This window comes from Chlamydia ibidis 10-1398/6 (genome assembly GCF_000454725.1).
In the GTDB taxonomy this organism is placed as follows: Bacteria; Chlamydiota; Chlamydiia; order Chlamydiales; family Chlamydiaceae; genus Chlamydia; species Chlamydia ibidis.
The window spans coordinates 1-11,190 of sequence record NZ_APJW01000002.1 but is presented as its reverse complement, the minus strand read 5'-3'; the positions used below and the strand labels follow the sequence as shown (position 1 = coordinate 11,190).

The window sequence follows — 11,190 nt, the reverse complement described above, 5'->3', positions numbered from 1 at the left end:
GAAATACTATTGTACTCGGACTAATACCACAGTGACGTTATCAGATCCCCCACGACTGTTAGCTAAAGAAATGAGAATGTTACTACTTTCTTCTAATGTGGAGGGCTGAGTTAAAATCTCTCTAATATCTGCATCAGAAACCATGTTGGTTAGACCGTCAGAACAAAGCACATATAGATCTTCTTTTTCGTAAGTGATTTCACGAATATCTGGAACAATATACGGACGGCTTCCCAAAACATTAGTCAGAATATGACGGTAAGAATACATCTTATCTGATTGTTTAGGAAGTTTATAACGATTTTTCAACCGATTCTCTAAGGAGTGATCTTCTGTCAAACAGGACAGAACCCCATTACGTAACCGGTATATTCTACTGTCACCTATATGGAAAAGCCAGGCCTTGTTCTGAAGGAAATGCATAAAACTTAATGTGGTGCCCATTCCTCTTAGATGAGCTTCTACAAGACTATGCTCATAAATCAAGCCATTAACTTTTGATAAAATCATTTGTAAAGCTTCTTTATACTTTTCATCTTCGAGATCTTCTAAATTCTCGTGATACGCGTTAATCATTTCGATTAATCTAACTACAGCTTCATAAGAGGCTACTTCTCCACCTAGACGACCTCCCATACCATCAGCAATTGCTACAACGCGAGAATCTAGGTTTACCTGCCAAAAATCTTCATTTCGCGTACGAACCATGCCAATATCACTTAGACCAAAATACTCAAGCTCTACAGTTTTTTGCATAGAAATCAAATTAACAACTTTGGGAATGAATTGCTGTGCAAACCTATGGGCGTACACTAATCACAGAACACTGTTTTTTAATGTGATATAACAAAATAGTTATATTTAAAGAAATTATTTGCTGAGAATCCGTACACATCTCCCTTATCCTAAAGACACAGTAAGCAAGAAAATCCTTTTATTAAAAAATTTAATATCTCACTAAGATTGATAATTTATTTTTACTACAACAAAATTACTATTGAATTTCATACGATAAAAGACCGAAATCGTTTAAAATAAACTATGAAACTATTATGCAACTAGAAGGCTATTAAAAATTATGACCTTACCTGAATCTGAAGGTTCCTCCAGTACCAATAGACCGTTAGTTTATCCTAAAGAGTACCCAATTGGCGCTGAGTACAATCAAAAACTACGTTTAGCACGCGTCTTAATAATTGTGGCTATTGCTTTAACTGCAATCACAATTGCTGCCTCTGCTGGTGCTGCTGTAGCCTTTTCCATACCTGCTCTAGCTGCTATTGGATTAGCTGCGCTAGTACCTCTAGCTATCGCTGTGATCGTTGTATACAAATACGTACATCCTAAAACTTCTCCGGTACCTATAGGTTTTTCTTATTTCGATCCCGTTGAACAAACTCAAGAACCTATTTAGAATAAATTTCTGTTAAACTTCTGGTAGTTATACGACTTTAGCGGCATACGCCGCTCAAATTCATATTGACTTACGGTTTTGTTTTTCTTGCAGTTTGGCAAGTTTCCAACTAGCTTCTGCCTCTTCTAAGGATATCGAATTATTAGGGTCAAAAACATGAGGAGATCGACGTTCTAGCTTAGCTATGGTTTCTTCTATAACTGTTGACACGGAACACAGACCCTCGCGTTCGAGTAAAAAACATAACATTAATGTTGTTGTCAACACATCCCCAGCCTCCGAAGCTATATCTAAAGGAGATTGACCCTCATTAATAGCTTCAATAAATTCACGGCATTCGTTGACGATATATTCTGTAATGCTATGAAAATCTTGAGTATCTGCCCAGGGGCAGATACGTCTAACAATCATATTTTCAACAACATTAATTAAAGGAGCAAAAGCATCATGCGTCATGACTACACACCTCGGAAATCAAAAGGCTTTCATAATTATGAAGATTCTCTAATATCAAATTTTTTATTTTCCTGTGCCCTGAAGAAAACGGTAGAGAATCTATAGAACTGATAGGATATAAAGAGCACAATTTCGGTAGGGATAGCGCTTTCAAAATCTTAGGAACAAGTCGGACTCTATAATGAGTGAACGACTGCTTTTGTTCAGCAAAATCACCACACAAAGTTAAGCTGGCACCAGTAAGGTTTTCCATTTGTCCTATTAAGGCTTCGGTATCAAGTAGATCTTGAGAAGTATTTACTTCAATATAAGGAAATTCATAGAGCCCCGCCATGATTTCTTCAGGTTTTCTTTGCTCAAGAACAATACTATCTCCGTAGATAATCACGGCAACCCATCGGAACAATGTAATAATTTTTTTCCTTTCATGACGTATAGGCAAAGATCTCTGCTCACCCTTCTGATAAGCGCCACAAATACTACGCAGTGGACATTTTTCACATAGTGGAGCACGTTTACATATGCAGGCTCCTAATTCTATTAAAGCTTCGGCAACTAATTGAGGATCTTTTTTAGGCAAAATAATCTGGACAATACGCGAAATCCAAGTTTTTGTAGACTCTAAATCAATAGAAGCTTCTATTAAAAAAACTCGGCTCATTACTCTTAAGACATTGCCATCTACAGCTGCTGTTCTTTGTTTAAAAGCAAAAGCTAAGATAGCATGGATAGTATAAGGGCCAAGTCCTTTGATTTTCTTTAACTCTACAGGATCACTAGGAAGATTACCTCCAAAGTTTTCCATAACCAAACGTGCTCCCTCAAGAAGATTGCGAGCACGCGTATAGTAACCTAATCCTTCCCAAGTCTTAATGACTTCTTCTTCTTTTGCCTTAGCAAGAGCTTCAATTGTAGGGAATAAATCCATCCAATTAAGAAAATATTTTACAACAACCTCAGCTCGAGTTTGTTGAAGCATAACTTCTGAAACCCACACATAGTAGGGGGAAGGATTATCGCGCCAAGGGAAACTACGTTTGTTTTCAACAAACCATTTTTTTAAATCTTCCAAAGGAAAATCCTTTAATCTTTCAGAAAAAGCTATCTTTATCATAGGGATTCTCGTAAAATTTACCGATCCACCGATGGACAGGTAGTATTTATATTGTTTAGGGTATATGCAAGAGTTTACATGGATTGCGGATTGTGAGATGAGGTTATCATCTTTTCTTCGTTCCCATCTCCCTGATCTTAGTAAGCAGGCTATTGCTGCGTCTATTCGTTATCATGGTTGTCGAGTAAATGGTTCGATAGAGAGATTCGAGTCTTACAAAGTAAATCGAGGAGATCATATCACGCTATCCTTGCATACGGGGTCAAAACCAAAGATTCTCTACGAATCCTCTCAGTTTTGTATTTATGATAAACCTTCGCACTTATCCACAGAGGATCTTGCGAAGATGGTACGTTTACACATTGTTCATAGATTAGATAGAGATACAACTGGCTGCATTCTATTTGCAAAGACTATGCAATCTGCTGATCTCCTCATGCATCTATTCAAAAAGCGAAAAATACATAAGCAGTATACAGCTTTAGTCTTTGGCCATCCAAAAAAATCTTCAGGAATAATCACTTCATATACCGCTCCTAAATCGCGTCGTTGCGGCGCAGTACTTTTCGGTAATACGACTAGAGAACTTGGGAAAATTGCTATCACGAAGTGGTCGGTGTTGGACACCTATAGGGGTTACACTTTAATGAAATGTCTTCCCATTACAGGACGGACTCACCAAATTCGTTTACATATGCAGACGCTTGGTTGTCCAATTGTTGGTGATATAGATTATGGTCCTAAACAACAACCTAAAAATATTTTCCGTCCTCTTCTTCACTCGCATTTGATAAAATTCGCATGCCCTTTTTCTGAAGCTCCTATTAAAGTCTCTGCTTCACTATCCGGGGACCCTAGAACTATAGCCCCCTTTCTTTGTCGCCATAAGGGCTAGCTTGCATTAGTTGTCGTAAAACCTAAATTGTGTTATCAAGTTAAGGGTAAGCTGGGGACCTCTTAAGAAAAGGCACCTGTGAACCGGGTCAGGACTGGAAGGTAGCAGCCCTAAGCAGGGTTCTCTTTTGCTAAGGGTGCTTCTCCGGCTTACTTTTCTATGCTGTCTGCAATGATAACATTCCAATATTTGTCATGTTAAAGAGGGTATGTAAGATCAGTGGCGCTGCAATGTGACGCTCTTTTTCATATAGAAATCCTGCACACAAAGAGAAGATAAATAGCAAGGGAACAAAAACCAGGCTCCCTAATGAACGCTCGACATGAGAAAGAGCAAAGATAACGGATGTATATAGAAGGGCATATTTCCTCCGCATTTTGTTTTTTAAAAAAGTTTGTAGAAAACCTCTAAAAAACACCTCTTCTGCAAAAGGAATTAATAAACCTACGCTGAAAATAAACGCTACATTATACGCTGCAGGCAAGTCCTGTTGTACTTCTTGAGTTAGATGTTGTGCCTCCAGTAAATCTGAAGATACAAAGGCGCCAACAAGTTTATTTAAAATAGCTCCGAATATCTGTGTCAAAGCAACAACGATAATCCACATACGCACTGCAGGAAACAGACATCTAACAATTGTCGTTGGTGTCTTTTCTCCTGAATAAAGTACACCACGGGTAACACTAATAGGTAGACCTAATAAGTAAAAAAGAAAAGCTGTTGCTAAAAATATCCCATGGAGAGAGCACAAGGTAATATCTGAGTATGCAGGCATGAAAGACAGCCCCAAACTGGCAAACAAAAACAGAGAGGCTCCAGCCAATACATGCACCAACTCAATAGGAGTCTTATCATTAGGACAAGGCCAAACAAAAAAACGCCTAGACGCGCAAAGAGCTAAAACAATCAATATTAAAAAAAATAGCCAAGAATGTAACATACCTTATGAGTAGTTAGCGCAAATGTAACCTTCAACTCTTCCCACAATATCACGAAACAGTCGATTATGCATTAGGCCCATAGGCGTTGCATCGAAATGTTTTGTGGGCCATCCATAACGATAGTAATCGCTCGCGGCAGCCGCTATTGGCTGAGTAGACTCAATAATTTCCTGATAAATTAAAGAAACCCTATTATGACGAATATCGAATACACGTACACGTACAGAAGCAGTTATAGAATCATGACCAAACACATCCCCCGAAGACTTTTGCTCAAGAATCTCTGTAGCAACTATAAACTCTGCAGGTAGGAAAGACGTTATGGACTCTGGAGAAAACTGTGTTACGGAAGGAGCATAAAACTGGGAAATAATCTGGGGACTAGCATTATGTTTGATAAGGAATACCTTATCAGAAGCATACAATCTTTTACTAATTTCTTCGGTAAATTCGGTTTGTAAATTCCAAGGCAACACATCCAAGGACTTTCCGGAGCGGTAGAAAACTGGCAACATAGCCACTACCCCTTTTGCTTTGCTACCAGAGGTGTATAATTTAGGATGATAACTCCCCCCAGGGCAGAAAGAACAGCCAGGAAGAACCAGCGCACTTAAAGACACAAATCCACAAGAAGCCAACAAAAATAACTTTCGCATAACCGCTGTCCTTATATTTTTATTATGTAGTTTTCCTCTACCTATAGAGAGATTACCATCCAGGAACCTAGCATTCTTTTCAAGAAACAATTCCCTAGATAGAATGCAAACCCACTGTTGCAGCTACGTTATAACAAAGAAAAAAATAAAAACAAGTGCAGACTACAAACTAAAGAACAGTAACTTTGTATTACTATAATCACGAAGACAGACTATCTTAATTTTCCAACACCATCATCGTAATTATAACAGATCATCACAGATTATCTAGTTAGAATCACAACTAGCTCTCTGTTCAACTACATGTTCGTTTGGAATTAATGTACAACCAGGCAAAAACAAAGTAACATAAGAAAACAACAACGCAGAAAGAATGCGTTTCATGATACCTCCCATGAATAAAATACTTTTCCTACATCCATAACTACCCACATCCTTTTATGCAAAGATTTTAATCACGAGATCCGGTACTACCCATTAATGACATAGCGATCTCTGCAAAAGGATTATTTGGCCCTATGCTACGGGAATCCTCTGTCTGTAAGTTGCTATCCAATTGCGTAGAAATACAGGCCATCAATGAAGAAATATCCTCTCTTTCTTCTAAACTTGAAGTACCAAAACAACGCATAGAAGTCACATCACATCCATGCCAAAATAGAATGATTACTAGTAGTTCCAACAAGGTACGAAAATCTACAACTATCTCTTGGTTCTTCTCTACTGCTTTAGTCAAAACGGCACCCAAATCATAAAGAACTCTAGAAACTAAAGATACACCCAAAGGATTTGCGCAACCCCTTTTATCTTCTATGCAAGTAGAAAGATTGACTAAAATAGCAGCGACCATCTCCATATTTAATGCAGCACTGAGACGTCCAGGAATTCCACGCATAAATACTTTCTCTGTCAACATCTGAGGAGATACCTCTACATTGACACTTGATAGACCTTCTAACAAACACTCTCTCCATAAGGTATGCGTCGCTACAAATCTACTTGATGTTGCTGCCGCACAGAAAACATCTAATGTGCAGAGATCACATATTTTGCTCAAAAGCCTAGATACATCCTGGCACGCGAATTGTATATTCGAAATACTAGGAATGGCCACTTTTTCTGCTGCTAGCAACGAATCGATATTCACACCTAGTATTTCTAATGCTAATAGAAGTATTAAGTTACCCCATTGAGTTTCTAAACCGTTTATATTACTTTCAAAGTTTAATCTATCCTCGCTATTATCGGTAATTTGGTTTCTCTTAAAAATACTAGCAATCCTATTCAATAACCCTAGACAGCACTCTGATCCACCACAACATTCTGAGTTATCCTCAGGCTGAGAGTACTTAGCGTTATAAATCAAAGTAGACAGGACCCCAGGAGCCATTCCTAGATCAACTCCTTTCCCAGAATTACTACCACCCTGTACGAGACAAAATAACTGTAATAAACCCTCATCTTCTTCTGAAGACTTAGATCCTAATAAAGTTGCAACGAAATCTCTTGTATAAAAAGCACGGGAATTAGAAATACACAAACTCAAAGGTGCCCAAATAGTATTGAATAGACGAAAAAGGTCTGGATAATTTCTCTTCCAAGGACTTTGACATATGCTTAAATCGTCATAGCAAGTTGATACTGCCTGTATTTGACTCCAAACACTTGTGTTGGATAAGGTACGCCTTAAGATACACGGATTGCACACACCATTAGATGCGGGATTGTCAATACCTAAAACTGATAATGCAACAGAAGATGCTCCTCTAGAATCTCCGGCGGCACCCTCATCATCACAACACTGATATCCAACATTGTCAACCCCAGATGCAGTAGAGATATCTCCTTCACCTCCCGCATTATCACTGATCAAGCAAATCCGAGAAGTACTATCACTACTGCCAATAGGAAATGACATCAAAACCACCTAACTTGAAAATTACAAAAAAATAACTACAGCCCCAAAGAGCCGTAGTCATTGAGAATCAGAAAGTAATAGAGGAATTACAATAACAAGAAGAAAAGTTTATATCAAATTTTTTAAAACAACAAAAACCTGAAAATAAACCACATAGAACAACGTTATGCCTAATTAAACCGTGAAAGGCAACAAACTAAGATCCTAGCTTAGTCGCAATAACTTCATTAACGGTAGTTAAGGTAAGGTTATTAGTTTCTTTCATACCAATACCACGACTAAGGACTAGGATTCTATCATAATTTGATAAAATGCCTTTTTCTATACCATAGATACAAGCTTCGTGTCTCCAAACTACACGATCAGGATCCTGTGTTAGCATAGGATAAACTCCCCACTCTAAAGCTAATCGATAGTAAATGTCTAACTTAGGAGTGACAGCAATAATGGGTAACTTAGGACGATACTTAGATAGAAAGATCGGAGATCCTCCAGATTCTGTATAAACAATGATAGCTTTAGCATCTGCTTTTTCAGCAATTTGAATTCCAGATAATCCTATAGCTTGTAAGTAAGGTGACACTTTTACTTCACTACTACTATCATCAAAATTTAAAAAATTATGGTAATTAATATGCTTCTCAGTTTCTTGAATTACTGAACGCATAATTTTTACTGCACCTGTGGGATAACTACCTGATGCTGTTTCTCCAGACAACATCACAGCGGATGTACCATCATAAATAGCATTAGCTATGTCGGAAACTTCGGCTCTGGTTGGCAACATATTACGAATCATAGACTCCAACATTTGTGTGGCAGTAATACAAAAACGGCCAGTCTCCCGAGAAACTTGAGCCATCATCTTTTGTAAATTAGGGACCTCAACAACAGATAATTCAATACCTAAATCGCCACGCGCAATCATAATTCCGTCAGAAACCTTAGCAATTTGTGCAAAGTTTTCAACCCCTAAACGATTTTCGATTTTCGCAATAATAGGCAAATCAGGGCGCCCATAACTTTCAAGACATTTACGTATGGTCTCTACATCTTCAGGATATCGGACAAATGATGCTGCTATGACGTCTATACCCTGCTCCACACCGAATCTCAAATCAGCAATATCTTTATCAGTCATAAAGGGAAGGGCTAAATCAATATCGCGTATGCTCAAGGATTTGTAAGACTTAAGCTCCCCTGAATTCAGAAATTCTATCTCTAATTCTTGCTCACCTACGCCAGTAATGACAGCTTGGATATAACCATCGTCTATTAAGACATCCACACCCTCGCGTACGTAAGGAAAAATACATTGAGGATGGAGAGTTACCCCCCTTTCTAATGATCCATCTATCTCTTTTCCCGTAAGCGTGATTTTTTGACCCCGAGAGACTTTAATAGGCTGTGGAATATTTCCTAAACGAACCTCTGGGCCCTTAGTATCCAACATAATAGCTAAAGGAACTTGCTTCTTTTCTCTTAATGCTTTAAGAAGCTTGATAGTCTCTCCATGGCTTTCATGTGTACCATGACTAAAATTCAATCGTGCAACATTCATCCCTGCATCTAAAAGATTTTCTAGCATTTCAGAACTATTGGTTGCTGGTCCTATAGTACAAATGATTTTAGTTCTTGTGATCATAGATTTTTAACCTCAAGCAACTTTCCAAAACACAGCTTCGTGCCCAGTGCTCTAAAAGTTAGCAGCAGAATTTTACACATTAAATTTTTCAGAATTATCCCTCTATGCTATATAAATAGAGAAATATAACGCAATGACAACAGAACTCTTCTGCTTCCTTTCTTAACAGCTCTATTTCTTGATTTTTAATTATTTTTTTGATCCATTAAGGATATCTCAATTTACCAAGAGCTATATATGAAACGTTTAAATCTCTGGTTGTTAATGTCATCGACATTAATTACCACGAGTCAACTATGCTTTGCACAAGCGCAAAACATAGGACCATCAAATGGTTGTAGTGGAAGCAGTTCATTTACAACATTAAATGCCAATGAATATAACTGCAGTGGAGATATACATTTCTCGAATCTATCGTTAACTTCTTCAAATAATAGTTGTTTTTGCCCTACTACAACCTCTTCAGGGCTTACTTTAACTGGCAATGGAGGCTGTTTGTGCTTCGAGTACATTACTAATGCCGATACATCTAAACCAGCTGCTATTGAAGTAGGTGGGTCAAACCAACCCCTATCCGTATCGGGCTTCTCTAATTTCGTCTGCATGTATTGTCCTACTACAGCAACTAATAAATGTTATGGAGCCGTTAAAGTTTCTGGGCAGGCTACTTTCAATAATAACACTGCCATTAAATTCCAGAACAACTGTTGCTTAACGTCTTCGCAATGTGGTGGAGCAATATGCTGTGCAGGACTAACCTTAAAAAATACTTCAGATTCTGTTGTATTTGCAAATAATAAAGCTGAACAAGATGGGGGAGCCATCAGCTCAACTGCTGCCATGACTATTTCCAACAACAACAGTATACTTTTTGCTAATAACATAGCAAAAACCAGTGGAAACGGTGGGGCAATAAATTCGTCAGACTCTATCACTATTTCTAATAATGGAAATGTGATTTTCTCTGATAATGATGCTTCTCAAGGTACTTCAGGAAAAGGAGGAGCGATATCCTGCATAACTTCCTCAAAAACTCTTAATTTTTCAGGCAATTCTGGATTAACCTTTGCAAATAATATAGCTAAAGAGAAGGGCGGAGCTATTGCTACTGATAGCCTCAATTTGATTGCCGACGGCCCTACTTTATTCACTGGAAATACCGTAATAAACACCACAGAAGGTTCGGGAGGAGCTATTGCGATCACTGGAACAAATGGAACTTGTACCCTACATGCTCAGGCTGGTGACATCATATTTGACGCGAATACTTTAGTTAAAACAGGATCGAGCTCATCTAAAAAAAGAAACGCCATTGATCTGAGTACTTCTAATGGAGCAGTAACTCTAAAATCTAAAGAAGGTTATGGTATTTACTTCTATGATCCTATTAGTGGGACAGGGACAGGAACTGTAACAATCAATGATGCATCCCACACTGGATCTGTTGTATTCTCAGGAGAAAAACTTTCAGCAGAAGAAGCTAAAGTCGCTGACAACCTAAAATCTTCTTTAGGACAAGCAGTTACTTTAAGTAAAGGCACCCTAATTCTCAAAGACGGAGTTACTCTACAAGCTAAAAGCATCACCCAATCAGATAATACTTCGACAACCATCATGGATCTTGGTACGACTCTAATTGCTACAGATTCTGGTTCTTCAAATTCTGTTCTGTCTCTTCCTAACTTAGCTATCAATATTGCCTCATTGGGGGGGGGGGGGGTGCCTCCAAAGCTAGTATCACAGCAAGTAGCGCATCGAATTCAAGCACCCAACCTTCTGTAACTTCTTTGTCTTTAGTCGATGCCGATGGCAATGGCTATGAGTATCCCATTTTTGGAAAAAATCAGTCACAATCTAGAGTAGTTATTACAGGTGGGTCTAGCCAAACAGTCAGCGCACCAACTACTAATAACACTACCCAAACTCCTCACTATGGCTATCAGGGAAATTGGACCGTCTCCTGGGCTCAGGGATCGTCGGGAGCTCATGAACAAAATGCTACTTTCACGTGGGAAAAAACGGGCTATATTGCTAATCCCGAGCGTGTGTGTGCTTTAGTTCCTAACACCCTATGGGGAAACTTCTCTGACCTCCGTGTTATCCAAAATCTTATGGAAGTCAGTGTAGATGGCGCCGAATGTCACCGAGCCC

11 protein-coding genes and 1 other RNA gene are annotated in these 11,190 nt (G+C 38.5%); 5 read left to right on the top strand and 7 right to left on the bottom strand.

Going from position 1 to position 11,190, the window contains the following annotated elements; translation table 11 throughout:
- Positions 1-6 precede the first annotated feature (6 nt).
- Positions 7-756, bottom strand: coding sequence for a PP2C family protein-serine/threonine phosphatase (locus H359_RS02120; RefSeq protein WP_020370015.1), 750 nt, complete (start codon positions 754-756; stop codon positions 7-9).
- Between the two features lie 322 nt (positions 757-1,078).
- Here H359_RS02120 and H359_RS02115 point away from each other — a divergent pair, with 322 nt between their 5' ends.
- Positions 1,079-1,414 (top strand): hypothetical protein, encoded by a 336-nt coding sequence (locus H359_RS02115; protein ID WP_020370014.1) that lies wholly within the window; start codon positions 1,079-1,081, stop codon positions 1,412-1,414.
- Positions 1,415-1,474: 60 nt separating this feature from the next.
- Here H359_RS02115 and H359_RS02110 read toward each other — a convergent pair whose 3' ends face one another.
- Together H359_RS02110 and mutY are read right to left on the bottom strand one after the other, a co-directional pair.
- On the bottom strand, positions 1,475-1,870 hold the full coding sequence (locus H359_RS02110) for a MazG nucleotide pyrophosphohydrolase domain-containing protein (RefSeq protein WP_020370013.1): 396 nt from the start codon (positions 1,868-1,870) through the stop codon (positions 1,475-1,477).
- Entirely contained in the window at positions 1,860-2,984 is a 1,125-nt protein-coding gene (mutY, locus tag H359_RS02105; protein ID WP_020370012.1) for an A/G-specific adenine glycosylase, read from the bottom strand. The genes H359_RS02110 and mutY overlap by 11 nt, the downstream gene beginning before the upstream one ends.
- 64 nt (positions 2,985-3,048) lie before the next feature.
- Here mutY and H359_RS02100 point away from each other — a divergent pair, with 64 nt between their 5' ends.
- Together H359_RS02100 and ffs are read left to right on the top strand one after the other, a co-directional pair.
- Complete coding sequence (locus tag H359_RS02100) at positions 3,049-3,879, top strand: RluA family pseudouridine synthase (protein WP_020370011.1); 831 nt, start codon at positions 3,049-3,051, stop codon at positions 3,877-3,879.
- Between the two features lie 52 nt (positions 3,880-3,931).
- Positions 3,932-4,028, top strand: an RNA gene (gene ffs, locus H359_RS05085) — signal recognition particle sRNA small type.
- Between the two features lie 8 nt (positions 4,029-4,036).
- Here the strand turns inward: ffs and H359_RS02095 are convergent.
- From H359_RS02095 to pyk, 4 genes are all read right to left on the bottom strand, one after another.
- Positions 4,037-4,819, bottom strand: coding sequence for a CPBP family intramembrane glutamic endopeptidase (locus tag H359_RS02095; RefSeq protein WP_020370010.1), 783 nt, complete (start codon positions 4,817-4,819; stop codon positions 4,037-4,039).
- A gap of 3 nt (positions 4,820-4,822) precedes the next feature.
- Positions 4,823-5,476: a CT253 family lipoprotein gene (locus H359_RS02090; RefSeq protein WP_020370009.1), complete on the bottom strand. Its 654-nt coding sequence runs from the start codon at positions 5,474-5,476 to the stop codon at positions 4,823-4,825.
- 451 nt (positions 5,477-5,927) lie between these two features.
- A complete protein-coding gene (locus H359_RS02085; protein WP_020370007.1) occupies positions 5,928-7,394 on the bottom strand; it encodes a hypothetical protein in 1,467 nt (488 codons plus the stop codon).
- Positions 7,395-7,590: 196 nt separating this feature from the next.
- On the bottom strand, positions 7,591-9,039 hold the full coding sequence (gene pyk, locus H359_RS02080; protein ID WP_020370006.1) for a pyruvate kinase: 1,449 nt from the start codon (positions 9,037-9,039) through the stop codon (positions 7,591-7,593).
- 237 nt (positions 9,040-9,276) lie between these two features.
- Here pyk and H359_RS04990 point away from each other — a divergent pair, with 237 nt between their 5' ends.
- Positions 9,277-10,821 carry a polymorphic outer membrane protein gene (locus tag H359_RS04990; protein ID WP_021119587.1) on the top strand — a complete coding sequence of 515 codons (1,545 nt, stop codon included), beginning with the start codon at positions 9,277-9,279 and terminating at the stop codon, positions 10,819-10,821.
- A gap of 5 nt (positions 10,822-10,826) precedes the next feature.
- Positions 10,827-11,190: polymorphic outer membrane protein middle domain-containing protein (locus tag H359_RS04985; RefSeq protein WP_021119583.1), on the top strand; the 364-nt coding region annotated here is incomplete at its 3' end.

Bases quoted from the DNA above. Each gene is read 5' to 3' on its own strand.
- H359_RS02120 (WP_020370015.1), bottom strand. From the start codon at position 756: ATGCAAAAAACTGTAGAGCTTGAGTATTTTGGTCTAAGTGATATTGGC.
- H359_RS02115 (WP_020370014.1), top strand. From the start codon at position 1,079: ATGACCTTACCTGAATCTGAAGGTTCCTCCAGTACCAATAGACCGTTA.
- H359_RS02110 (WP_020370013.1), bottom strand. From the start codon at position 1,870: ATGACGCATGATGCTTTTGCTCCTTTAATTAATGTTGTTGAAAATATG.
- mutY (WP_020370012.1), bottom strand. From the start codon at position 2,984: ATGATAAAGATAGCTTTTTCTGAAAGATTAAAGGATTTTCCTTTGGAA.
- H359_RS02100 (WP_020370011.1), top strand. From the start codon at position 3,049: ATGCAAGAGTTTACATGGATTGCGGATTGTGAGATGAGGTTATCATCT.
- H359_RS02095 (WP_020370010.1), bottom strand. From the start codon at position 4,819: ATGTTACATTCTTGGCTATTTTTTTTAATATTGATTGTTTTAGCTCTT.
- H359_RS02090 (WP_020370009.1), bottom strand. From the start codon at position 5,476: ATGCGAAAGTTATTTTTGTTGGCTTCTTGTGGATTTGTGTCTTTAAGT.
- H359_RS02085 (WP_020370007.1), bottom strand. From the start codon at position 7,394: ATGTCATTTCCTATTGGCAGTAGTGATAGTACTTCTCGGATTTGCTTG.
- pyk (WP_020370006.1), bottom strand. From the start codon at position 9,039: ATGATCACAAGAACTAAAATCATTTGTACTATAGGACCAGCAACCAAT.
- H359_RS04990 (WP_021119587.1), top strand. From the start codon at position 9,277: ATGAAACGTTTAAATCTCTGGTTGTTAATGTCATCGACATTAATTACC.